This window comes from Agrobacterium vitis, assembly GCF_037039395.1.
Taxonomy (GTDB): domain Bacteria; phylum Pseudomonadota; class Alphaproteobacteria; order Rhizobiales; family Rhizobiaceae; genus Allorhizobium; species Allorhizobium vitis_E.
Genome location: NZ_CP146242.1, coordinates 3,596,013 through 3,619,811, shown reverse-complemented (window position 1 = coordinate 3,619,811; position 23,799 = coordinate 3,596,013). Strand labels below are relative to the sequence as shown.

The 23,799-nt window shown below is 58.3% G+C and carries 18 protein-coding genes; 8 read left to right on the top strand and 10 right to left on the bottom strand.

From position 1 onward, the window contains the following. Positions 1-278 precede the first annotated feature (278 nt). Entirely contained in the window at positions 279-1,343 is a 1,065-nt protein-coding gene (locus V6582_RS19280) for a LacI family transcriptional regulator (protein WP_156630701.1), read from the top strand. 35 nt (positions 1,344-1,378) lie between these two features. Here the strand turns inward: V6582_RS19280 and V6582_RS19275 are convergent, their stop codons facing one another. The 6 genes from V6582_RS19275 to ccoG all read right to left on the bottom strand — a co-directional run bounded on the left by V6582_RS19275 (position 1,379) and on the right by ccoG (position 8,456). Further along, a complete protein-coding gene (locus V6582_RS19275; RefSeq protein WP_156630700.1) occupies positions 1,379-2,230 on the bottom strand; it encodes an MBL fold metallo-hydrolase in 852 nt (283 codons plus the stop codon). A gap of 74 nt (positions 2,231-2,304) precedes the next feature. After that, complete coding sequence (gene gndA, locus V6582_RS19270) at positions 2,305-3,735, bottom strand: NADP-dependent phosphogluconate dehydrogenase (protein WP_156630760.1); 1,431 nt, start codon at positions 3,733-3,735, stop codon at positions 2,305-2,307. 137 nt (positions 3,736-3,872) lie between these two features. Then, positions 3,873-4,022, bottom strand: coding sequence for a cbb3-type cytochrome oxidase assembly protein CcoS (ccoS, locus tag V6582_RS19265; RefSeq protein ID WP_015916125.1), 150 nt, complete (start codon positions 4,020-4,022; stop codon positions 3,873-3,875). Beyond that, positions 4,019-6,382 (bottom strand): cation-translocating P-type ATPase, encoded by a 2,364-nt coding sequence (locus V6582_RS19260; RefSeq protein WP_156630699.1) that lies wholly within the window; start codon positions 6,380-6,382, stop codon positions 4,019-4,021. Before V6582_RS19260 ends, ccoS begins: the two co-directional genes overlap by 4 nt. After that, a complete protein-coding gene (locus tag V6582_RS19255) occupies positions 6,379-6,873 on the bottom strand; it encodes a FixH family protein (RefSeq protein ID WP_156630698.1) in 495 nt (164 codons plus the stop codon). Before V6582_RS19255 ends, V6582_RS19260 begins: the two co-directional genes overlap by 4 nt. After that, a complete protein-coding gene (ccoG, locus tag V6582_RS19250) occupies positions 6,870-8,456 on the bottom strand; it encodes a cytochrome c oxidase accessory protein CcoG (RefSeq protein WP_156630697.1) in 1,587 nt (528 codons plus the stop codon). Before ccoG ends, V6582_RS19255 begins: the two co-directional genes overlap by 4 nt. A gap of 206 nt (positions 8,457-8,662) precedes the next feature. Here ccoG and V6582_RS19245 point away from each other — a divergent pair, with 206 nt between their 5' ends. Continuing rightward, positions 8,663-11,128 carry a heavy metal translocating P-type ATPase gene (locus V6582_RS19245; RefSeq protein ID WP_156630696.1) on the top strand — a complete coding sequence of 822 codons (2,466 nt, stop codon included), beginning with the start codon at positions 8,663-8,665 and terminating at the stop codon, positions 11,126-11,128. A gap of 17 nt (positions 11,129-11,145) precedes the next feature. On the opposite strand, the gene V6582_RS19240 is transcribed toward V6582_RS19245, so the two are convergent. After that, positions 11,146-11,613 (bottom strand): VOC family protein, encoded by a 468-nt coding sequence (locus tag V6582_RS19240; RefSeq protein WP_156630695.1) that lies wholly within the window; start codon positions 11,611-11,613, stop codon positions 11,146-11,148. Positions 11,614-11,703: 90 nt separating this feature from the next. Between V6582_RS19240 and V6582_RS19235 the strand changes: the two genes are divergently transcribed. After that, the gene (locus V6582_RS19235; RefSeq protein WP_156630694.1) at positions 11,704-12,636 is read left to right on the top strand and encodes a LysR family transcriptional regulator; all 933 of its coding nucleotides are present in this window, start codon (positions 11,704-11,706) and stop codon (positions 12,634-12,636) included. Between the two features lie 121 nt (positions 12,637-12,757). Here the strand turns inward: V6582_RS19235 and gyrA are convergent, their stop codons facing one another. Continuing rightward, the gene (gyrA, locus tag V6582_RS19230) at positions 12,758-15,538 is read right to left on the bottom strand and encodes a DNA gyrase subunit A (RefSeq protein ID WP_156630693.1); all 2,781 of its coding nucleotides are present in this window, start codon (positions 15,536-15,538) and stop codon (positions 12,758-12,760) included. A gap of 278 nt (positions 15,539-15,816) precedes the next feature. Here gyrA and V6582_RS19225 point away from each other — a divergent pair, with 278 nt between their 5' ends. Continuing rightward, positions 15,817-16,446 carry a MarC family protein gene (locus tag V6582_RS19225; RefSeq protein ID WP_156630692.1) on the top strand — a complete coding sequence of 210 codons (630 nt, stop codon included), beginning with the start codon at positions 15,817-15,819 and terminating at the stop codon, positions 16,444-16,446. A 78-nt stretch (positions 16,447-16,524) separates the two neighbouring features. Here the strand turns inward: V6582_RS19225 and V6582_RS19220 are convergent, their stop codons facing one another. Further along, positions 16,525-17,052: a single-stranded DNA-binding protein gene (locus V6582_RS19220; protein WP_070150734.1), complete on the bottom strand. Its 528-nt coding sequence runs from the start codon at positions 17,050-17,052 to the stop codon at positions 16,525-16,527. A gap of 279 nt (positions 17,053-17,331) precedes the next feature. Here V6582_RS19220 and uvrA point away from each other — a divergent pair, with 279 nt between their 5' ends. The 3 genes from uvrA (at position 17,332) to V6582_RS19205 (ending at position 21,618) form a co-directional block, all read left to right on the top strand. Next, complete coding sequence (gene uvrA / locus V6582_RS19215) at positions 17,332-20,271, top strand: excinuclease ABC subunit UvrA (RefSeq protein WP_156630691.1); 2,940 nt, start codon at positions 17,332-17,334, stop codon at positions 20,269-20,271. Continuing rightward, a complete protein-coding gene (locus V6582_RS19210; protein WP_156630690.1) occupies positions 20,268-21,071 on the top strand; it encodes a DUF72 domain-containing protein in 804 nt (267 codons plus the stop codon). The genes uvrA and V6582_RS19210 overlap by 4 nt, the downstream gene beginning before the upstream one ends. 91 nt (positions 21,072-21,162) lie before the next feature. Further along, complete coding sequence (locus V6582_RS19205; RefSeq protein WP_337739173.1) at positions 21,163-21,618, top strand: GNAT family N-acetyltransferase; 456 nt, start codon at positions 21,163-21,165, stop codon at positions 21,616-21,618. Positions 21,619-21,634: 16 nt separating this feature from the next. Here the strand turns inward: V6582_RS19205 and V6582_RS19200 are convergent, their stop codons facing one another. Next, on the bottom strand, positions 21,635-23,116 hold the full coding sequence (locus V6582_RS19200; protein ID WP_156630688.1) for an NAD(P)H-hydrate dehydratase: 1,482 nt from the start codon (positions 23,114-23,116) through the stop codon (positions 21,635-21,637). 336 nt (positions 23,117-23,452) lie between these two features. Between V6582_RS19200 and V6582_RS19195 the strand changes: the two genes are divergently transcribed. After that, a complete protein-coding gene (locus tag V6582_RS19195; protein WP_015916113.1) occupies positions 23,453-23,791 on the top strand; it encodes a P-II family nitrogen regulator in 339 nt (112 codons plus the stop codon). Positions 23,792-23,799 lie beyond the last annotated feature (8 nt).

The window sequence follows — 23,799 nt, the reverse complement described above, 5'->3', positions numbered from 1 at the left end:
AATCAGAATTTATCGCGCTGCAAACTGCCATTATTGGCTGTTTTTAATCAGTAAATAGATTTTTCTTCGCAAATGCGAAATGGGCTGAGGTGGCGCAATGCCTGCATTGATTGTAATTTGTCCGAGAAAATCTCCCGAATTAGCTCTCGACATTTTTACTGTATCGTTTCAGAATTTAGAACGCATTGAACTTTTATCCGGTGACAGTTCCCGTCACAGGCCTCCTTGCCGAAACTGAGTATCGGAGTGTAGGAATAGACTTTACTGGCGGACATTTCATGAATGATGAGCGAAGACCTGGCCCGATAAAGGCCCCACATACCGAAGCCTCACATGCAAGGGCGGCACATGAAGGTAAGGGCGAACGCCCTACCCTCAAGACCATCGCCTTTCTGACCGGGCTCGGCATTACCACGGTATCGCGCGCCTTGAAGGATGCGCCGGATATCGGTGCCGATACCAAGGAGCGGGTGCGGATGGTGGCGCGGCAATTGGGCTATCAGCCCAACCGTGCGGGGGTGCGTCTGCGTACCGGCAAGACCAATGTGATCGCCCTGGTGCTCAGCATCGATGAGGAAATCATGGGTTTCAGCAGCCAGATGGTTTTCGGCATTTCCGAGGTCTTGTCGGGCACGCCTTACCATATCGTTGTCACGCCGCATTCCCATAGCAAGGACCCGATGCAGCCGGTTCGCTATATTCTCGATACCGGTTCGGCGGATGGGGTGATTATTTCACGCACCGAACCCGACGATGCCCGCATCAAGCTGCTGACAGAGCGTGGCATGCCGTTCGCCGCCCATGGCCGCACGGCATCCGGTCTGATCCATCCGTTTCACGATTTCGACAATGAGGCCTTCGCCAGCCAGGCCGTGGAGCGCTTGGCCAAACGTGGCCGCAGGCGGATCGCCCTGCTGCCGCCGACCGACAAGTTGACCTATTACCGCCATACCCGCGATGGCTTTTTGGCCGGCATCCGTGACTCCGGTGCAGCAGAAGTGCCGGTGCCCGTCAATATCGATGGATCGCTCGAGGAGATCCGCAACGCGATAGAAGCGCTGATGCGCTCACCAGAGGCTCCAGACGGCATCATCTGCTCTTCCAGCAGCGCCGCGATCGCTGTCAACGCCGGGATTGATGCGGCGGACAAGAGGTTGGGCCTGGATGTTGATCTCGTTTCCAAGCAATCGGTGCCGATCCTCAAATGGATACGTCCTGAAATCATCACCGCCAATGAGGATGCGTTGATGGCCGGACGCGAACTTGCAAAGGCCGTAATTGCCAGCATCGACGGCGTGGAGCCGCATCTGCTGCAAAGCATGAGCCAGCCTGCGTGGTCCTGAACCATTCAGCGGCCAACAAGAATCTTGGCCGTTGATCAGAACGGGATACACACCCCGTCTCGGGCGATCACCAAAGGTCCATACCAGACGTTAGAAAGCGCACGGCGCCAATCCGCCTCGCCAAACGCCGGATCATCGGCAGGAATGAGATGATTGAGCACGAGCTTTTTCACACCCGCAGCATTCGCCAGCCGTCCGGCGTCTTCGGCAAGCGTGTGCGAAGCGTAGAGATGCTCTCGCAGGCGAGCGCCATTACCGGTTCGGGCAACGATGTTGTCCACACCCTCCGGCAACATGGCCTCATGAACGAGAATGTCGGCCTGGGCCGCAAACTGTGCCAACGGCGGAAAATAGGCAGTATCGGACGACAGTACGACTGTCTTTTCGCCGTAGGAAAACCGCAGGGCAAAGCATTCCGTCACGGGTGGATGGTCAACGCGCAATGCCGACACCGTCAAGCCGTTTTCGACAAAAATCGGCCCTTCGCCATATTCGATGATGGTAATCAACTCCGCCGGATCAGGCCTGCCCTCATCTTCGATTCGCGTGCGGATGTCATAGTCAAGCGCGGCGAGAAACCCCTGCCATAGCTGCTGTGTGCCCAACGGCCCATAGACGAGGACCGGCTTTGCAAGCCCCGTCGTCCAAGCCGTATGGAGAAGCCCACCAAGCTCCAATACATGATCGGAATGGAGGTGAGTGATGAATACAAGATCCAGTTCTTTCAACGACATGCCCGTCTCCACCACCCCGCGTGTCACGCCAAGGCCGCAATCGACGACAATGCGGCGTCCACCGAGTGTCAGCAGCATCGATGTGGGATTAGGGCCGCCGGGGCGGATCGCCGGGCCGCCTTTGCTGCCCAGAATGACAAGATGATCGTTCATCGAAACAACGCCCTCAAAAAAGCCCCGCTGCGGTGAAGCAGCGAGGCATTGCTTTTATTGCAAAACCGCCGGGATCAGTAGATCGCCGCGCCGCTGCCCCAGGGGCCGTGCGGATAATCCTTGCCGTCCACCCGCGCAAAGCCATGGGCGCCGAAGAAGTCGCGCTGCGCCTGGATGAGATTGGCGGTGCCGCGACCGCGACGGTAGCTGTCAAAGTAGGACAGCGCCGAGGAGAGTGCCGGAACCGGCAGGCCGGAAAGGGCTGCGTAGGAAACGACGCGGCGAAGCGCTGCATCGCTGTCCTTGACCATTTTCGAGAAGGCGGGCGTGACGATCAGGTTTGCCACGTCAGGGTCCTTGGTAAAGGCCGAGGTGATCTCATCAAGGAATTGCGAGCGGATGATGCAGCCTTCGCGCCAGATTTTCGCAATCGTTGGCATCGGCAGCGACCAGCCGAATTCCTTGGAGGCAGCAGCCATCACCGCAAAGCCCTGAGCATAGGCAGCGATTTTTGCCGCCAGCAACGCGCTTTCGAGATCGGCCAGGAAAGCCATGCCGTCATGGGGCTTTTCGGTGGGCTTCGGCAGGCCGAAAATTGCTTCCGCCGCAACGCGCTCCTGCTTTTGCGAAGACAGCACACGTCCCGCCACGGCAGCCTCGATGCCCGTCGCCGCAACGCCGAGATTCTGCGCTTCGATCACCGACCATTTGCCGGTGCCCTTCTGGCCTGCGGCATCGACGATGACATCCACCATCGGATTGCCTGTAATCGGGTCCTTGGCCTTCAGCACCTTTTCGGAGATTTCGATCAGGTAGGAATTCAGGCGCCCCTTGTTCCATTGGCCGAACACATCGCCGATTTCGCTGGCCGACATGCCAAGCCCATCGCGCAGAATGCCGTAGATTTCGGCGATCATTTGCATATCGGCATATTCGATGCCGTTATGGATCGTCTTGACGAAATGGCCAGCGCCATCCGTGCCGAGCCACGCCACGCAAGGGTCGCCATTGAACTTGGCGGAAATCGAGGTGAGAACCTTCTCGACCCGCTTCCAGCTTTCTTCCAGGCCGCCAACCATGATCGAAGGACCATGACGGGCACCTTCCTCACCACCGGAAACGCCCATGCCGATAAAGGTCAGGCCGCTATCCTTCAGATTGTCGAAACGGCGGATCGTGTCGCGGAAATTGGCATTGCCCGCATCGATCATGATGTCATTGGCCGAAAGATGCGGTTTGAGCAATTCCATCTGCTGATCGACAGCGTCACCGGCCTTGATCATGATGATGATCGGGCGCGGCGGGCGAATGGCGGCAACAAACTCCTCGATTGTGTCGCAGCCAATGATATTGCCAGCAAGGTCGCCTGCCTCGCCGATGAATTCATGCGTGCGCGCTGGTGTCCGGTTGAAGACCGCGATGCGGTTGCCTTTCTCGGCAATATTGAGCGCCAGGTTCGATCCCATAACGCCAAGGCCGATCAGTCCGATTTCCGCCTGCTGCATAACCATGCTCCATTTCATTCAACCAAAAACGACAGCGCTGTTTTGGCACTCCTTTCGCAGGGGAGCAAGATGCAACATGAAATGGCACAGACAAGGATGCGTGACGGCAGATGCATAAATGATTGGCAAATCAATAATCAGGGATGGTCGTCGTCGTCAGTAATGACGCGCCATGCCGCGCCATCCATATCCTCATATTGGCCGCTTTTCAGCGACCAGAGAAAGGCCGCAAGGCCGATGCCACCCATCAAAAGTGCGATGGGAATGAGATAGATCAGCATGTTCATGCGGCTATTCTCAGCGGTTTGTGGCTCGATGCCGGTTGAAGGGCATGAGCGTCGGTCTTGCGGGTAAATCCGCCCAACCCGTTTAGCCGCAGCGCATTGGCCACCACGATGATCGAGGAGGTCGACATGGCGATGGCGGCAATCAGCGGTGTCGCATAGCCCAGCAACGCGACCGGCACGGCCAGCACGTTATAGCCGATTGCCAGCACGAAATTCTCGCGGATCAACTGCCCTGCCCGGCGGGAGACATTTATGGCGAAAGGCACGGCATCGAGCCCGTCATGCATGAAGACAAAGTCGGCGGCCTGACGCCCGACATCGGCTGCTGTGGCCGGTGCCATGGAGACATAGGCCGCCGATAGCGCCGGCGCGTCATTAATGCCATCGCCCACCATCAGCAAATGCTGCCCGGCCTCGTCCGCTGACGCGCAAAATTTTGCCTTACCGGACGGCGAAAGCTCCGCCTCTGCCGCATCCACGCCAAGTCTTGCCGCAAGCGCCTTCACCACCGGCCTCCTGTCTCCCGACAGGATCGTGACCCTCATGCCCTCAGCCTGAAGCCCGGCAATAACCTCCGCTGCGCTGGGGCGAAGACTGTCTTCGAAGCGGAAACACCCGAGACTGTAACCATTCAGCGAAAGAATGACTTCCGACAAAGCTGGACCATCGGCCTCGCCCTCGCCTGAGCCGAGCGCAAAGCGGCGGCTTCCGAGCCGGTAGCACCCTTCCGCCGTGACCGCCTCGACGCCGCTACCTGGAATTTCCGTCACACCGGAGAAATTGCGGATCGCCCCGGCTGCGTAATTGGACGAGGCGCTGCGCCACAGGGACTGTGACAGCGGATGACGGGAATGGGCAGCAAGCCCGGCGGCGATGGAGATCATGCCGGGGCTGGCCCTGTTGATATCGACGGGCATGGGGCGGCCAAGTGTCAGCGTGCCGGTCTTATCGAAGGCGACGGCATCCACCTTGGCCAGGCGTTCCATTGCCGAGCCGTCCTTGACCATGATGCCGCGCTGGAACAGCTTTCCCGCTGCCACCACCTGCACGACCGGCACGGCCAGACCCAATGCGCAAGGGCAGGTAATGATCAGCACGGCAATCGCCACCATCAGCGCATGTTTCCAGTCGCCGTCATAAAGCCCCCAGACAATGAAAGAGGTCAGAGCCAGCAGATGAACGACGGGCGCATAGAGCTGCGAGGCCCGGTCGGCGATGCGGCGATAATGCGCCTTGCCCCCTTCAGCCGCCTCCATCAGCCGGATGATTTCCGAGAGGAAGGAATCGCGTGCCTGCGCTGTCGCCTTGACCGTCAGCGATCCGGTGAGGCTGAGCGTTCCCGCCTGTACGGCATCGCCGGGTCCGACGGTTTGCGGCGCACTTTCACCATTGACGATGGAGACATCGAGATCGCTGGTCCCGGCGATGACGGTGCCATCTAGCGCGATACGCTCGCCAGCGGAGATGGCGACATGTTCGCCAACCTTGATATCATCGACCAGCCGGTATTCCCGGCTGCCATCTGCGCCGACAACGGTGGCGCCACGCGGATTGAGACGCGCCAGGCCGCTGATCGCCGAACGGGCGCGGTCGCGCATCATATGGTCCAGCGCCCGGCCGATCAGCAGGAAGAACAGCAGCGACGCCGTCGCATCGAAATAGGCATGTTCGCCGTGATGAATGGTTTCCCACAGCGACGAGAAATAGGAAAGCGAGATGCCGATGGCAATCGGCACATCCATATTGGTGCGCCGGTGCCGTAGCGCAGTCCAGGCCGATTGATAGAAGAACCGTCCGCCATAGATCAGGGCCGGGGCGGCAATCAGTGCCGAAATCCAGTGGAACAGATCCCGCGTCGATGCATCCGCGCCGGACCAGACGGAGACCGACAGCAACATGATATTGGTGGCGGCAAAGCCGGTAACGGCGACGGCCCGGATCAATTGCTTCAAGAGCAGATCGGACGCCAGATCCTGGGGTGTGAACAAGTGGCAACTATAGCCGGCGGAAGCGATGGTGCGCGCAAGCTCCACCGGATCGAAGCCGCTATCGCACATAACCGGGCCTGCGTCCCTGTCGATGAACGGCCCCTCTTCAGCAATCCTTGCCCGCCAGACGACACCGACGCGCCGGGTGGAGAGGTTGACGCGGGCCCGCTCGACAACAGGCAGACGTTTCAAGGCCGTCTCGATTTTGGTGATGCAGGCGCCGCAATAGACGCCGGGCACGCTGAAATCCACCTGGGTCAACCCCTCGCCCAGATCCCGGCTTGCCAGTCGGATTTCTTCCGAGGATGGCAGCAGCGCCCCTGAGCGTTCCAGGTCGAGGGCCGCTTCCGAGCCCGCCGCGCAGCAACTCATTTTTCACCCCCGATGACAGCCATCCGGTTGGCTTCATGCATGACCAATTGCCCGTCACGCGTTGCAATGGTCTCAACAATCCAATGGCCGTCATCGACAGGATGATCGCCCGTGAAGTGCCCGGGACCGGCTGGCGTCAGCATAACGGTGAAATCCTGATGCTCACCAACCGGGCGCTTGAAATTGGCGACCACCTGATCGGCGATGACAGGACCCTTGCCGGGAATGGCGAGATCATAGGTAATCGCCCCCTGCTTTATCGTCATCGTTCCCTGGATGCCGGTATCCAGCAGCTTGCGGATCTGCGCTGTCGTGTCGTTGAATTGCTGGCTGGCGACATAGGTATTTTGCACCACCATGCCGCTCCAGCTATGGCCCGCATACCAGGCCATGGTCAGGTTGACGGTGATGATCACCCCAAAGAAAGAGCAGATCGACGCCAGCATATGCCAGCCGGTGAAAACAAAGGTCTTTGGGCTTTCAGCACTCATTTTTTCTCTCCAGATCCGTTGCCCGGTCCGTTAAATGTGGCCTTGTAGATGGCTTGCTCGGTGGAATTCGGATCACTGACGATAAAGCGGAACGGCTCGGAGGCCTCCGTCACATCACGACCGGCAAGAGTGACGTAGATTTTCAGCGTGGTTGCCTCATCCGGTTCCGCCGTAACAGTTATCGACCGGCCGGGCTGATCCTGCATGCCATTGACCTTCATGGTGGCGTCGGGAAGGCCGTCCAGCGTGACCGTCAGGTCGCGCGGTTGCGGGATCATGTTGAGCAGCCGCACCGTATAGCCGTTTCGGATCGCGCCGTTCGATTCCAGCACATATTGCGGATTGCGGTCATGCAGCACGTTGATGTCCAGCCGGTCGCGGGTCATCAATGCAAACAACAGGCCGCCGCCGACGGCGGACCAGACAACTGTATATAGCAAGGTCCGGGGCCGGAAAATTACCCGCCAATCGAAATGCCTGATGGAATCGACAAAGCTGCCATCGGCCTTGCGGACCCGATCGGGATCGATTGGCCTTGTACCACTATCAGTCGCCAGCGCCATATTGGACTGATATTCCTCCAGTGTCGCATAGGCGATCAGCCCATGCGGCTTGGCAAGCTTATCCATAACCCCATCGCAGGCATCGATACATAGCGCGCAGGTAATGCATTCCAACTGCTGGCCTTCGCGGATGTCGATGCCCATCGGACAGACCACCACGCAGGCATTGCAATCGACACAATCGCCGACAGACTCACCCGCTGCGGCGGCTTTCTTGGCATGGCGGGTCCGTGGTTCGCCGCGCCAGTCATTATAGGTCACGACCAGCGACTTTTCGTCCAGCATGGCGCCCTGAATGCGCGGCCATGGACACATATAGATGCAGACCTGCTCGCGCATCAGTCCGCCGAATACATAAGTCGTGGCGGTGAGGATGGCGACGGTGACATAGGCAACGCCAGCCGCCTGACCGGTGACGAACTCCTTCAGCAGGCTCGGTGCATCGGCGAAATAGAAGATCCACGCGCCGCCGGTCAGCACGCCGATGATGATCCAGGTGACATGCTTGGCACCTCGTTTCCAGATCTTCGATGGAGACCACGGCGCGCTGTCCAGCTTGATTCGCGCATTGCGGTCGCCTTCCAGAAAGCGCTCGACCACCAGAAACAGATCGACCCAGACCGTCTGCGGACAGGTATAGCCGCACCAGGCGCGTCCGACTGCGGACGTGACCAGGAACAAGCCAAACCCAGCCATGACCAGCAGGCCCGCGACAAAGAAAAACTCCTGTGGCCAGATCTCGATAAAAAAGAAGTAGAACCGCCGATGCGCCAGATCGATCAGCACTGCCTGATCCGGGGCATAGGCACCGCGATCCCAGCGCAGCCAGGGCGTGAGATAGTAGATCCCAAGTGTTATGGCCATGATCAACCATTTAAACTGCCGAAAACGGCCCGAAGCGCGCTTTGGAAAGATCTTCTTGCGGGCTTCATAGAGCGGCCTGCGAATTTTTGCGGAATTCACTGGCTCGGCGGTGAAACGCTCGACATCCGGTCGTGTTTCTATCCCATTGCTATTCATGACGGCACCTCTCGTTATCAGAGGTTTTTCACGTCCCGCCCTTTGAAACCTTGACTTAAGTCAATCTGCGGCGATGCGCCTCAAACGGCAGACCGGAGATTGCATTCTGCCGATCTCGCAATCTTGAGATTTCTCCAGTTCATGCCTTGACATTCCCATAGTGGGAAGCCTTATCTATGGCTGGCAGCCGGATAGGAACCAGACCGATGAATGCCAGCAACACCCTTGAAACCACCATCGCCATCGATGGCATGAATTGCGCCTCTTGCGTGCGGCGGGTCGAAAAGGCGATTGCCGCCGTGCCGGGCGTATCGTCCGCCTCGGTCAATCTGGCCAGTGAAAAGGCCAGCGTGCAGTTTTCGCAGCAGCCGGATCTCGCCGCCGTACTGGCAGCCATTCAACAGGCCGGCTACACGCCGCGTATCGAAACTCGCGAACTGGACATCGACGGCATGAACTGCGCCTCCTGTGTGCGGCGCGTGGAAAAGGCATTGGCCGCCGTGCCGGGTGTCAGTTTAGCTGCGGTCAATCTGGCAACCGAACGCGCCACCGTGACCGTCACCGCAGAGACGGATAGGCAGACCCTCGTGGCTGCCGTGGAACAGGCTGGCTATCATGTCCGCAAACCCGCCAACCCGGAAGGACCATCCTCCCTCGAACCCCTGCCCGACCGGCGCGCCGATGAGACGCATCGCCTGACGCAGAGGACTGTGGTTGCCTTTCTCCTGACGCTGCCGATCTTCATCATCGAAATGGGCTCGCACCTCATTCCCGCCCTGCATTCCTGGGTGATGAACACGCTTGGCATGCAGACCAGCTGGGTGCTTCAGGCCTTGCTGGCCGGGCTGGTGCTGTTTGGTCCCGGCCTGACATTCTTTCGCCGTGGTGTGCCAAACCTCATTCGCCTTCATCCAGATATGAATTCTCTGGTGGTGCTGGGCGCATCCGCAGCCTACGGCTATTCGCTGGTTGCCACGTTCACACCGGGGCTGATGCCGCAGGGCACCGTAAACGTCTATTTTGAGGCGGCAGCCGTTATCGTCACGCTGGTCCTGCTGGGGCGCACGTTGGAAAGCCGTGCCAAAGGCCGGACCAGCGATGCCATCAAACGGCTGATCGGTCTCAGCCCCAAAACAGCGAGGGTGATCCGGGACGGCAAGCCTATCGATCTCGACATTGCCGCGGTTATCGTTGGCGATGTCCTGGAAATCCGCCCAGGCGAAAAACTTCCTGTTGATGGCGTGGTGATCGAAGGCCGCTCTTTTATCGACGAATCGATGATTACCGGTGAGCCGGTACCGGTGGAAAAGGCGGATGGCGACACGGTGACCGGCGGTACCATCAACAAAAACGGTGCTTTCCGGTTTCGCGCCACCAAGGTCGGCGCCGACACGCTTCTCTCCCAGATCATCCGCATGGTGGAAACCGCCCAAGGCTCGAAACTGCCGATTCAAGGGATGGTGGACCGCATTACTGGCTGGTTCGTACCTGCTGTGATCGCGGCGGCTCTGCTCACCTTCATTCTCTGGCTATTGCTCGGCCCTGCGCCTGCGCTCAGCTATGCGCTGGTCAATGCAGTTGCGGTGTTGATCATCGCCTGCCCCTGCGCCATGGGGCTGGCAACACCGACTTCGATCATGGTTGGCACCGGCCGCGCCGCCGAGTTGGGCGTGTTGTTTCGCAGAAGCGAAGCCTTGCAAAGCCTGCGCGATGTGTCAATCGTCGCTCTCGACAAGACCGGCACGCTGACCGAAGGCAGACCGGAACTGACCGATCTGGTAATGGCAGAGGGCTTTTCCCGTGCCGACATCTTGTCCTTTGCAGCCAGCCTTGAGGCGCGCTCCGAACACCCGATTGCCAAAGCCATCCTGGCCGCTGCCGAGGCTGAACAGGCCCCTCACCAGATCGCAACCGACGTCGTCGCAGAGCCGGGCTACGGTATCACCGGCATCGTCTCCGGCCATCAGGTGCTTGTTGGTGCCGACCGGGCGCTGATCCGGCATGGCATCGATCTCTCCGCATTTGCCGAGGACGCCAAACGGCTCGGTTTGGACGCAAAAACCCCGCTCTATCTGGCAATTGATGGCAAAGTCGCCGCTCTGATGGCCGTCGCCGACCCGATCAAGGCAAGCACACCGGCGGCAATCCGCGCCTTGCACGACCTTGGCCTCAAGGTGGCGATGATCAGCGGCGATAACCGCCGCACCGCCGAGGCCATCGCCGCCCGACTCGGCATCGATACGGTGATTGCTGAGGTTCTGCCCGACGGTAAGGTGGCGGCGATTGCCGGTCTTCGCAAGGATGGAAGCAAGCTCGCCTTCGTTGGCGATGGCATCAACGATGCCCCGGCCCTGTCTTCCGCCGATATCGGCATCGCAGTTGGCACCGGCTCCGATATCGCCATCGAGAGCGCCGATGTCGTGCTGATGTCCGGCGACCTGCAAGGCGTGGCGCGTGCCATCGCCATCAGCAAGGCGGTGATCCGCAATATCGGCCAGAACCTGTTCTGGGCCTTTGCCTATAATGTCCTGCTGATCCCGCTGGCGGCTGGTCTGCTCTACCCCGTCAATGGAACATTGCTATCGCCGATCTTCGCCGCCGGTGCGATGGGACTGTCCAGCGTCTTCGTGCTGACCAACGCACTCCGGCTGCGGAGACTAAAGCCGCTATAGGCAAGCGTCCTTATCCATCAATTATCGCTTGGGTCCTGGAGAGGCTGCATAAGCTCAAACAGATTGCCCCATGGGTCAGCAAGGAACACAAAACGGATACCGAGTTCTTTGACATCAATGGGTTCGCTGACCATTGCCACACCCCGGCGCTTCAACTCATCCACGCTGTCATGCAGATTATCCGTGCTGAAGCAGATATGATGCCACCCCATGATCTTATGGCTGTCTGGAAGGTCCGTGTAAGCGGGCCGCTCAATACCGTTGGGATTGGCGAGAATTTCGAGGCGAAACCCATTATCGACGGCGGGCGCGAGAAATCCGAATGTGGTGGCGCCAAAAGTCATCGACTGAACCAATCTGAAATCGAGCTTTTCTCGATACCAGGCGACACACGCAGCGAAATCAGGCACGCGTATGCCAGCATGTTGCCCTTTCCACGAGGCAAACGGACTGGAGGGCGAGGCATTTTGCAGTTGGACGGGCATTGTTTTTCTCCTTGATTGCTCTCACCCAACGACATCTAGTCTCGGCTCTGGTGATTGAAAATCACCTGCAATACGGATAGCTTGTCCGGTATGCCGAACAATGCAGATCAGCTTTATCTTGATGACCTCACCGTGTTACTCGCAGTCTGCGACGCAGGCGGATTTAGAGCTGCGGCCAAACGGCTTGGTCTTTCGCCCTCAACCATCAGCGACAAGATTGCGCTGCTTGAGAAAAGACTGAACACTCCACTCTTGATCCGCACGACCAGATCAATCGCTCCAACAGAGGCGGGCCGTGCCCTGGTTGAGCGTTTAGCTCCGGTCTTCCGTGAAACGCGAGCGGCATTACTCGACGCCATGAATACTCGGCAGGAAGTCCGTGGTCTGTTGAAGCTGAATGTCACCGGGGCGGTCATGGTCGATATTTTGCCGCCGCTGATCGACCGGTTCCTGCGCCGTTATCCTGAGGTAAGGGTGGAAATCATGGTGGATGACCGGCTTGTCGACATCACAGCCGCTGGCTGCGATGCGGGGATACGGTATGGGGAGCATCTGGCGCAGGACATGATTGCCATACCGATTGGTCCCAGACAGCAGCGGGTCGTGCTGGCCGCTGCACCGTCCTACCTGAAGAAACGCGGCACGCCCAATCATCCGCGAGAGTTGGTCGCCCATGACTGTATCCGCTTGCGTTTTTCAAGTGGAGCGCTGGTGCTATGGGAGTTCGAAAAAGATAACGAAGCGATCACCATAGATCCGCCGGGCCGTCTGATCCTGGGCGTCGATGCCGCATCTGCCGCCATATCCCTGGCCTGCTCTGGCTGCGGAATTATCGGTACTTTCGAAAACTGGCTTCAACCCTATCTGGAGACCGGGGAGCTTGAACCCGTTCTCGATGAATGGTCGCCACCCTTCGACGGTCCTCGTCTCTACTTTTCGAATAGATTCATGCCGAGACCGCTTCGGGCATTCATTGATCTCATCGGTGAAAAGCCGGGTGATCCGGGTAATAAAGAGACCTGAGACAACCAGGAAACCACGGCTGTTGCTGTCTTCCCTAAACGATGGGCTGTACCGAACCCATAAAAAAAGCCATGGCAACAATTATTGCCATGGCTTTGATTTTAAAATGTAAAACCCTCAATCAGCTTTCACTGTCCGTCTGAGGTGCAGGATCGGTAGCGATCACATCTTCCGCGGCGATCTCGCCATCCTCTTCGCCTTCCGGCTCATTGATGCGCTCGACCGATACGACCTTTTCATCCTTGGCGGTATTGAAGATCGTCACGCCCTTGGTGGCGCGGCTGGCGATGCGAATGCCATCGACTGGCACGCGGATCAACTGACCGCCGTCTGAGACCAGCATGATCTGGTCCTTGTCTTCGACCGGGAAGGCGGCGACCAACTGGCCGATTTCTGCCGTCTTCGATGTGTCGGTGGCACGTATGCCCTTGCCGCCACGGCCGGATGTGCGGAAATCGTAGGACGACGAGCGCTTGCCGATACCACGTTCGGAAATCGTCAGCACGAATTGCTCGCGTGCCTTCAGTTCCTGATAACGCTCCTCGGTTAGATCGCCGATTTCGCCCACCTCTTCACCAACCAGTGCGATGTCGTCCTCGTCCACGCCAATGGCGCGGCGCTCGGTAGCAGAACGCTTCAGATAGGCCGCACGCTGCCATGGCTCGGCATCGACATGGCTGAGAATGGTCATCGAGATGATACGATCGTTCGGCTGCAAGGAAATGCCGCGAACGCCGATGGAATTGCGACCGGCAAACACCCTGACTTCATCGACAGGGAAGCGGATCGCCTGGCCCAAAGCCGTGGTCAGCAGCACATCGTCGTCAATCGTGCAGGTTTCGACGGAGAGGATCTCATCACCCTCTTCTTCGAGCTTCATGGCGATCTTGCCATTGCGGTTGACCTGGACGAAGTCGCTCAACTTGTTACGGCGCACGGTGCCCCGAGTCGTCGAGAACATCACGTCGAGATTATCCCAGCTTGCCTCATCCTCAGGCAGCGGCATGATCGTAGTGATCCGCTCGCCTGGCTCCAGTGGCAGCATGTTGATCAGCGCCTTGCCACGCGACTGTGGAGTGCCGATCGGCAGACGCCAGACCTTCTCCTTGTAGACAATGCCGCGTGACGAGAAGAACAGAACCGGTGTGTGGGTATTGGCAACAAATAGCCGGGTAACGAAATCCTCGTCCCGTGTCGCCATGCCGGAGCGGCCCTTGCCGCCGCGACGCTGGGCGCGATAGGTGACCAGCGGAACGCGCTTGATATAGCCGAGATGCGAAACGGTCACCACCATGTCTTCACGGGCGATGAGATCCTCATCGTCCATGTCAGGACCGCCCTCCATGATCTGGCTGCGGCGTGGTGTGCCGAACTCGTCGCGCACCGCGACAAGCTCATCGACAACAATGGTCTGAATCCGGGTCCGAGACGACAAAATATCGAGATAATCGGAGATTTCCGCCCCGATTTTGTTCAATTCCTCGTCGATTTCGTCACGGCCAAGGGCCGTCAGGCGGGCAAGACGCAATTCAAGGATGGCGCGAGCCTGCTCTTCCGACAGGTTATAGGTGTTGTCCTCATTGATCCTGTGGCGCGGATCATCGATCAACCGGATCAGGCTTTCCACGTCGGATGCCGGCCAGCGGCGCTCCATCAACTGCTCGCGCGCCGTCTGCGGGTCCGGCGCCTGGCGGATCAACCGGATGACTTCATCGATATTGGCAACGGCAATGGCAAGACCAACCAGCACATGGGCGCGGTCACGCGCCTTGCGCAACAGGTACTTCGTTCGCCGGCTAATAACCTCTTCGCGGAAGCTGACGAAAGCCCGCAGCATGTCGAGCAACGTCAACTGCTCCGGCTTGCCGCCATTCAGCGCCACCATGTTACAGCCGAACGAGCTTTGCAGCGGCGTATAACGGTAGAGCTGGTTGAGGATCACGTCCGCATTGGCATCGCGCTTCAGCTCGATCACGACGCGGTAGCCCTGGCGGTCGGATTCGTCGCGCAGATCGGAAATGCCCTCGATACGCTTGTCGCGCACCAATTCGGCCATTTTCTCGATCATCGTCGACTTGTTCACCTGATAGGGGATCTCGGTGATGATGATCTGTTCGCGGTCGCCACGCATCGGCTCGATCCGCGCCACGCCGCGCATGATCACCGAACCGCGTCCGGTCTCATAGGCCGAGCGAATGCCACTACGGCCCAGAATCAGCGCACCGGTCGGGAAATCGGGACCGGGAATGATCTGCATCAGCTCCGGCAATTCGATAGCCGGGTTTTCAATCAGCGCGATACAGCCGTTGATGACTTCGACCAGATTGTGCGGCGGAATATTCGTCGCCATACCGACAGCGATACCGCCGGCGCCATTGACGAGAAGATTAGGGAATTTCGCTGGCACGACGACAGGCTCGGACAGGGTGCCGTCATAGTTGTCACGAAAATCGACCGTGTCCTTGTCCAGATCGTCCAGCAGCGAATGCGCGGCCTTTTGCAGGCGGCACTCGGTATAGCGTTCCGCCGCTGGCGGATCGCCATCGATGGAGCCGAAATTGCCCTGACCGTCGATCAGCGGCAGCCGCAACGACCAATCCTGCGCCATACGGGCCAGCGCATCATAGATCGCCGAGTTGCCGTGCGGATGGAATTTACCCATCACGTCGCCGGTTACACGGGCGCATTTCACATATTTCTTGTTCCAGTCGATACCCAGCTCGGACATGCCAAACAGGATGCGACGATGAACGGGCTTCAAACCATCGCGGACGTCGGGAAGTGCGCGGCTGACGATTACGCTCATCGCGTAATCGAGATACGACCGCTGCATTTCCGTCATGATCGAAATGGGTTCGATATCGGACGGCATTTTACCGCCGGGTGTGCTTTGCTCAGTCAAAACGGGTCACGCCTGTTAGAATCACTAGGGATTTTATAGCGGAAAGCCCCTTTCCGCGCCAATTTGCTGGGAGGTTTTGAACAGGCTTTTGCGGCTATGACAAGGCATTTCTTGAACCCGCGGGCGCTATCTGCCCGAATGACCGTCACTGGTGGCTTGACCTTGCCTCCACGCGCCGGAAATCACTCTCCAACGGCCAGGATATGGTAAAGGATTCTCTCGCGCCCCAGTTTCACGCAATCTGTGGCCTTTACCCAAACAGAAACAGGAGAACATCCATGACCAATGTCGAACTTCTCCTCAATGCCTTCACCACCCTGTTGGTGACGCTCGACCCGCCGGGTCTGGCACCGTTGTTTCTTGGTCTGACCCGAGGCATGACCCGGCAGCAACGCAAACAAGTAGCCTTGCGCGGCGCGGCCATCGCCTTTGGCATCCTGGCGGTCTTTGCTGTTTTCGGCGCCAGCATTCTTGAAGCGCTTGGCATCTCCATCGGCGCGTTCCGCATCGCGGGTGGGTTGATGCTGTTTGCCATCGCTTTCGAGATGATTTTCGAAAAACGCCAGGAGCGTAAGGAAAAGACCTCGGAAGACGCGATTACCCGCGATCACATGCACAATATCGCCGTCTTCCCGCTGGCTTTGCCGCTCATCGCTGGTCCTGGCGCCATTTCAGCCACCATCCTGCTGGCCGGGGCCCTGCCTGGCCCGGTAGAGCGCACGGAACTGATCCTGGTCATCGCGCTCTGCATCGGCGTCGTACTGCTGGCCCTGGTGATCGCCGATCGGCTTGATCGCTTTCTGGGCGTCACCGGGCGGGCCATCCTGACCCGCCTGCTCGGCGTCATCCTTGCCGCTCTATCCGTTCAATTCGTCGTTGACGGCATCAAAGCGGCATTTCACCTCTGAGGCCTTCAGTCATAAAGAAAAAGGCGCATCCCAATGAGGATGCGCCTGGACCAAAAGGCTTTAACTGAAAGCCGGAAATCAGAACGGTATATCATCGTCCATATCGCGGGAGAAACCGCCCGATGGCGCGCTGGCGCCGCGACCACCGCCCGAGGATGCGCCGCCGCTGCGGGCCGGGGCCGAGCCATAGTCGTCGTAGCCACCACCGCCACCGCCGAAATCGCTGCCGCCACGGGCGGCACCGCCGCCTTCGCCACGGCCACCGAGCATGGTCAGTGTCGAGTTGAAGCCCTGGAGGACGATTTCCGTCGAGTAACGGTCATTGCCGTTCTGGTCCTGCCATTTGCGGGTCTGAAGCTGGCCCTCGATATAAACGGTCGCACCCTTCTTCAGATATTGTTCGGCAACCTTGCAGAGACCTTCATTGAAAATCACCACGCTGTGCCATTCGGTCTTTTCCTTGCGCTCGCCGGAGTTCCGGTCGCGCCAGGATTCAGACGTGGCGATGCGCAGGTTGGCAATCGGCTTACCGTCCTGGGTACGGCGAATTTCCGGGTCCGCGCCCAGATTGCCGATCAAAATAACCTTGTTGACGCTTCCAGCCATGATACTCACCTCGCTGCCACCATGGGGCGGCTTACAAATCCAATCAATTTTAACCTTATCCTATCCCTGTCGATTAAGGGCAGCCAGATCGCCTGTAATCCACAGCGAAGAATCCAGGGCAAAATATGTTCTTTATTTGTTCTAATAAATTTGTATGATGTCGTCAACTCTGGCGGAATCGAACGCAGAATCGACCCACCCGTCTCGACAGGACGGCAGCAGTGACTAAATAAGGAGCGGCATTCCCGCCTGCGGCTCTCTCCCAAACCGAGTTTTGTTATGAGCGAATTGAAGACGATTTCCATCCGTGGTGCGCGCGAGCACAATCTCAAGGGCATCGACCTTGATCTGCCGCGCAACAGCCTGATCGTGATGACCGGCCTTTCCGGCTCGGGAAAGTCGTCGCTGGCCTTCGATACGATCTATGCCGAGGGCCAGCGCCGCTATGTCGAGAGCTTGTCGGCCTATGCCCGGCAGTTCCTGGAAATGATGCAGAAGCCTGATGTGGACCTGATCGAGGGCCTTTCCCCGGCAATCTCCATCGAGCAAAAGACCACGTCGCGCAATCCGCGCTCGACGGTCGGGACCGTCACCGAAATCTACGATTATATGCGCCTGCTGTTTGCCCGCGTCGGCGTGCCCTATTCGCCAGCCACCGGCCTGCCGATTGAGAGCCAGACCGTCAGCCAGATGGTCGACCGCGTCCTGGCCTTTGAGGAAGGGACGCGGCTTTATATTCTTGCGCCGCTGATCCGGGGCCGCAAGGGCGAGTACAAGAAAGAACTCGCTGAGTTGATGAAGAAGGGCTTCCAGCGCGTCAAGATCGATGGCCAGTTCTACGAAATCGCCGAGGCACCCACCCTCGACAAGAAATACAAGCACGATATCGACATCGTCGTCGACCGCGTCGTGGTGCGGGCCGACATGGCCTCGCGGCTGGCCGACAGCCTGGAAACCTGCCTTCGCCTTGCCGATGGGTTAGCCGTCGCCGAATTTGCCGACAAGCCCCTGCCGGCCAATGAAACATCGGCTGGCGGCTCCGCCAATAAATCGCTGAACGAAACGCATGAGCGGGTGCTGTTTTCGGAAAAATTCGCCTGCCCGGTCTCCGGCTTTACCATTCCGGAAATCGAGCCTCGACTGTTTTCCTTCAACAATCCGTTCGGCGCCTGCCCGACCTGCGACGGCCTCGGTTTCCAACAGAAGATCGATGAAGCGCTGATCATTCCCGAAGCCGACAAGCGGCTGAAGGACGGCGCGATTGCGCCCTGGGCAAAATCCAGCTCTCCCTATTATGATCAAACCCTTGAAGGCCTCGGCAAGGCTTTCGGCTTCAAGCTGACCAGCAAATGGTCGGATCTGAGTACTGAGGCACAAAAATCCATCCTGCATGGCACGGAAGAAAAGATCGAGTTTCACTACGCCGATGGCGCACGTTCCTATAGCGCGACAAAGACCTTCGAAGGCATCGTGCCGAACCTGGAACGCCGCTGGAAGGAAACCGACAGCGCCTGGGCGCGGGAAGAAATAGAGCGTTATATGTCCGCCGCGCCCTGCCCTGCCTGTAAGGGTTTCAGGCTGAAACCGGAAGCGCTGGCGGTGAAAATCAATGGTCTGCATATCGGCCAGGTGACGGAAATGTCGATCCGGGTTGCTGGCGGCTGGTTCGAGACTTTGCCCGGTCTGCTGACCGACAAGCAAAATGAAATCGCCGTTCGCATTCTCAAGGAAATCCGCGAGCGTCTGAGCTTCCTCAATGATGTCGGGCTGGACTATCTCAGCCTTTCGCGCAATTCCGGCACGCTGTCAGGCGGTGAAAGCCAGCGTATCCGGCTTGCCTCACAGATCGGTTCAGGCCTGACCGGCGTGCTTTATGTGCTGGATGAACCGTCGATTGGCCTGCATCAGCGCGACAATGCCCGGCTTCTCGATACGCTCAAACACCTGCGCGATATCGGCAATACGGTAATCGTCGTCGAGCATGACGAGGACGCCATTCTGGCCGCCGATTATGTGGTCGATATCGGGCCTGCGGCAGGCATTCATGGTGGCCAGGTGATCGCTAAGGGCAGTCCGCAGGACATCATGGCGAATGGCAAATCCCTGACCGGCAAATATCTGACCGGCGAGCTTGGCGTTAAAGTGCCACCAGCGCGGCGCAAGCCCAAGAAGGGCCAGCAGATCAAGGTGATCGGCGCCCGGGGCAACAATCTGAAGAATGTCACAGCGGCCATTCCACTTGGTGTGTTTACCGCCGTTACCGGCGTTTCAGGCGGCGGCAAATCGACCTTCCTGATCGAGACCTTGTATAAGGCAGCGGCAAGACGGGTGATGGGCGCGCGGGAGAACCCGGCCGATCATGACCGGATCGATGGTTTCGAATTCATCGACAAGGTGATCGATATCGACCAGTCGCCGATTGGCCGCACGCCGCGCTCCAACCCCGCCACCTATACCGGCGCGTTTACCCCGATCCGCGACTGGTTTTCCGGTCTGCCGGAGGCCAAGGCGCGCGGTTATCAGCCCGGCCGCTTTTCCTTCAACGTCAAGGGCGGACGTTGTGAAGCCTGCCAGGGCGATGGCGTCATCAAGATCGAAATGCATTTCCTGCCGGATGTCTATGTCACCTGCGACGTCTGCCATGGCAAACGCTATAATCGCGAAACGCTTGATGTGACCTTCAAGACCAAGTCGATTGCCGACGTGCTGGACATGACGGTCGAGGAAGGTGTCGAGTTTTTCTCGGCAGTACCTGCGGTGCGCGACAAGCTGCAAGCGCTGTTTGATGTCGGCCTTGGTTATATCAAGGTAGGGCAACAGGCCAATACACTGTCGGGTGGTGAAGCCCAGCGCATCAAGCTCGCCAAGGAACTCTCGAAGAAATCGACGGGCCGCACGCTGTATATCCTTGATGAACCCACAACCGGCCTGCATTTCCATGACGTTGCCAAACTTCTGGAAATGCTTCAAGAACTGGTCGATCAAGGCAACTCCGTCGTGGTCATCGAGCACAATCTCGAAGTGATCAAAACCGCCGATCACATCATCGATTTTGGCCCCGAAGGCGGAGATGGCGGCGGCCAGATCGTAGCCCAAGGCACGCCGGAAGAGATCGTCAAAGTCGAGGCTTCCTATACCGGCCATTTCCTCAGGGAATTGCTGGAGCGCCGCCCGATGAAGAAGCCGCAGAATAGCGATCAGCAAGGAGTGGGCAGATGACCGCAGGCACAATCCGCACCGGCATCGGCGGCTGGACTTTCGAGCCTTGGGAAGGCACGTTCTATCCTGAAAAGCTGCCGAAGAAACGGCAGCTGGAACATGCAAGTCGCCAGCTCACGGCCATCGAAGTCAATGGCACCTATTATTCCAGCCAAAAGCCCGAAACCTTCGCCAAGTGGGCCTCTGACGTGCCTGACGATTTCGTCTTTTCCCTGAAAGCCAGCCGCTACTGCACCAATCGCAAGATCCTGGCGGAGGCCGGTCCGTCTATCGAAAAGTTCCTGAACCAGGGTATTGCCGAACTGGGTCACCATCTTGGCCCTATTCTCTGGCAATTCATGGCAACGAAAAAGTTCGAACCTGAGGATTTCGAGGGGTTTCTGTCGCTCCTGCCGAAAACCCTCAATGGATTGGCGCTGCGGCATGTGGTCGAGCCGCGCCATCCCTCGTTCCAGACGCCAGATTTCATCACCATGCTAGAGCGTCACGGCGTCGCCGCAGTCTGTGCCGACCACCACGATTATCCGATGTTTGCCGATGTCACCGCAGATTTCGTCTACGCCCGGCTGCAAAAGGGAACAGATGAGGTCAAGACCTGCTATCCTGAAGCTCAGGTGAAGGACTGGGCGAAGCGGTTTTCGGCCTATGCCGAAGGCGGTGTGCCGCAGGATTTGCCATTGATCGCCCCGCAACGGATCGCGGATAAAAAGCCACGCGATGTCTTTGCGTTTTTCATCACGGGCGGCAAGGTCAATGCCCCAAACGGCGCGCAATTGCTTCAGAAAGCTCTATCGATCTAAAGGTCTGATGATGACGGAACCCATCGGCGACCCTTCTGATACGATCCATATCGGTCCCGCGACTAGGCAGCATTTTTGCAATTTGCGAAATGTGGAATTGGCTTCGTTCGAAACCCTTCGGGCTGCTGGGGCCGTAACAGGCGACCCTGCTGCAAGCAGCGACGAGGAATTGCAAGTGTATCTCGATGCCGGTCTGCTTCTGGCGGCTTTCGATGGAACGGAAAATCCGGTCGGATATGCTGGGGGCTATATCAGCGAGGGATGGCTGCACATTGGAGAAGTGGATGTCCATCCGCAATGGCAGCGAAGGGGAATTGGACGGCGGTTCATAAACGCTCTGGTCAATGAAGGACGGACCAGACATCTCCTGGGTTCGACGCTGACAACAGACCGTTTTGCGCCTTTCAACGCACCCTTTTATTCCTCTCTTGGGTTTCAAGCCGTTGAGGGGGACGCCTGTCCCGCCCGGCTGAAGGAGATTCTTGCCGCGGAAGTGTCGAAGGGCCTCAATCCACTTCGCCGTGTCGCCATGATGCTGGTGTTTTAGCCTGGGCGCTGGTGTTTTAGCCTTGGTAAAAGGGCCGCACTCCCGCAGCCAGGTCCTCTGCTGTCAATCCCACGCCAAGCCTTGCTCCCGTCTCAGCATGGAGCCAGACACCTGCCGCCGCTGCCTCAAAAGTGGGAACGCCTTGCGCTAACAGTCCGCCGATGATCCCGGCCAACACGTCGCCAGAACCGGCTGTGGCAAGCCAGGGCGGCGCATTTTCGTTGATCATCGCCCGGCCATCGGGGGCGGCAATCACTGTGTCAGCACCTTTGTACACCACGGCCGCATTGGCTTTTCTGGCAGCGGCCTGGGCCTTTTCGACTTTGCCCAGCGTCTTGTCGCTGGCAATATCAGCAAACAGACGAGCGAATTCGCCCTCATGCGGCGTCAGGACCAAGCGGGTTTCATCGCCGGAAAATGCATGGAACAGTTCGTCTGGTTGCTCCCTAAAAGAGGAAATACCGTCGGCATCGAGAACCAGCCTGCGTTTGGACAACGAGAGGGTAAATGCCCGTGCCTTATCGCCAATCCCGAAACCGGGTCCGAGAACGAAGGCGCTCATCCGCTGGTCGGAGAGATAGTCTTCAAGGTCGTCAAGATCATCGACAGTCTTCACCATCACGGCAGTGGTCTGGGCGGCATTGACAAGGGCCGCACTGGCCGGTGAGGCCAGCGTCACCAGCCCCGCCCCGGCCTTCAACCCAGCCATGGCGGACAGCCGGGCGGCGCCTGTTGCGCTGGCGGGACCGGAAAACACCGTGAGATGGCCCCGGGTGAATTTATGGCTGGCACCGGAGACCTTTGGCAGGAGATGCACCCATAAGTCGGGATGATTGACGGTAACCTCCCCTCGATGTCGACCAACGATGCGACGCGGAATGCCGATGTCGTAGATCTCCACTGCGCCGCAGAGCAAACGTCCCGGCAGCAGCACATGTCCCGGCTTTCTTGCCATGAATGTCACCGTATGGACCGCCTGAAACGCCACCGGGCGGGGTTGCCCCGTGCGGCCATCAACACCAGAGGGCAAATCGACCGCCAGAACATCAATGCCGGCCCGGTTGATCCGCTCGATCAGCCCCAATACTGGCAAAGGCAGGTCGCGCGCCAGTCCAGCCCCGAACAACGCATCGACCACCAGATCGCCCTTCTGGGGATCATAGAGCGCCAGCGGTTCGGCCTTGCCCTGGTAGTCCGCAAAAGCCCGAGCCGCATCCTCCTTCAGCTTTTCTGGTTCGCCCAGGCAAAAGACCTGAACAGAAACCCCTGATCTCCGCAGTGCCTGGGCGGCGACATAGCCGTCACCGCCATTATTTCCCGGCCCACATAGCACCGCCACCCTCAGCGCCTGCGGGAAAAGCCGGAGTACCGCTGCCGCCACGGCAGAACCGGCTTTGCGCATCAAACCATAACTATCGATACCCGAGCTGGCGGCATCGCGGTCCACCAGGGCCATGGAAGAGGGAGAAATCAGGTGATGAAAAGATGTTTGCATCATGCAAATATCAAATCGAAAGCCGCAGCAAACGGCAATGGCGTCAAGGAAATTAATATTGGATATTTATTGTGCATTTGCCTATCGAAATGGCATGAATTTATGCAAAAAATCTGCGCAATCGTTAAAATCGGCAAAAAATTCAATCCACCTAATTCTCACAAAAAATAGGCACTTAGCTCTGGTGTTTTGCCCGGGTTTAGGCAAAACTGTTTCGGCAATGCGGGTGATTTTCTGTTTTTTTCGCAATTCGCGGACCAAATTGGCACGGTAAGTGCATCAACGCAGGGCAAACAGGTGTTACCTGCATCAATGAGGGAAGCGGAGAGAAATTTTCTCATGAAAAAGATCGAAGCGATCATAAAGCCTTTCAAGCTGGACGAAGTGAAGGAAGCCCTTCAGGAAGTAGGACTGCAAGGCATAACGGTCACGGAAGCCAAGGGTTTTGGACGGCAAAAGGGCCATACGGAGCTGTATCGCGGCGCCGAATACGTGGTCGACTTTCTGCCTAAAGTGAAGGTTGAAGTCGTGCTGGCCGATGAAAATGTCGAGGCCGTCATCGACGCGATCCGCAATGCCGCGCAAACAGGGCGCATTGGCGATGGAAAGATTTTCGTTTCCAACGTCGAGGAAGTCGTCCGGATCAGAACCGGCGAAACCGGCGTCGACGCTATTTGAATGCGGCC

Excerpts from the sequence above, each read along its gene's own strand:
- V6582_RS19280 (WP_156630701.1), top strand. The coding sequence starts at position 279 with ATGAATGATGAGCGAAGACCTGGCCCGATAAAGGCCCCACATACCGAA.
- V6582_RS19275 (WP_156630700.1), bottom strand. The coding sequence starts at position 2,230 with ATGAACGATCATCTTGTCATTCTGGGCAGCAAAGGCGGCCCGGCGATC.
- gndA (WP_156630760.1), bottom strand. The coding sequence starts at position 3,735 with ATGCAGCAGGCGGAAATCGGACTGATCGGCCTTGGCGTTATGGGATCG.
- ccoS (WP_015916125.1), bottom strand. The coding sequence starts at position 4,022 with ATGAACATGCTGATCTATCTCATTCCCATCGCACTTTTGATGGGTGGC.
- V6582_RS19260 (WP_156630699.1), bottom strand. The coding sequence starts at position 6,382 with ATGAGTTGCTGCGCGGCGGGCTCGGAAGCGGCCCTCGACCTGGAACGC.
- V6582_RS19255 (WP_156630698.1), bottom strand. The coding sequence starts at position 6,873 with ATGAGTGCTGAAAGCCCAAAGACCTTTGTTTTCACCGGCTGGCATATG.
- ccoG (WP_156630697.1), bottom strand. The coding sequence starts at position 8,456 with ATGAATAGCAATGGGATAGAAACACGACCGGATGTCGAGCGTTTCACC.
- V6582_RS19245 (WP_156630696.1), top strand. The coding sequence starts at position 8,663 with ATGAATGCCAGCAACACCCTTGAAACCACCATCGCCATCGATGGCATG.
- V6582_RS19240 (WP_156630695.1), bottom strand. The coding sequence starts at position 11,613 with ATGCCCGTCCAACTGCAAAATGCCTCGCCCTCCAGTCCGTTTGCCTCG.
- V6582_RS19235 (WP_156630694.1), top strand. The coding sequence starts at position 11,704 with ATGCCGAACAATGCAGATCAGCTTTATCTTGATGACCTCACCGTGTTA.
- V6582_RS19225 (WP_156630692.1), top strand. The coding sequence starts at position 15,817 with ATGACCAATGTCGAACTTCTCCTCAATGCCTTCACCACCCTGTTGGTG.
- V6582_RS19220 (WP_070150734.1), bottom strand. The coding sequence starts at position 17,052 with ATGGCTGGAAGCGTCAACAAGGTTATTTTGATCGGCAATCTGGGCGCG.
- uvrA (WP_156630691.1), top strand. The coding sequence starts at position 17,332 with ATGAGCGAATTGAAGACGATTTCCATCCGTGGTGCGCGCGAGCACAAT.
- V6582_RS19210 (WP_156630690.1), top strand. The coding sequence starts at position 20,268 with ATGACCGCAGGCACAATCCGCACCGGCATCGGCGGCTGGACTTTCGAG.
- V6582_RS19200 (WP_156630688.1), bottom strand. The coding sequence starts at position 23,116 with ATGATGCAAACATCTTTTCATCACCTGATTTCTCCCTCTTCCATGGCC.
- V6582_RS19195 (WP_015916113.1), top strand. The coding sequence starts at position 23,453 with ATGAAAAAGATCGAAGCGATCATAAAGCCTTTCAAGCTGGACGAAGTG.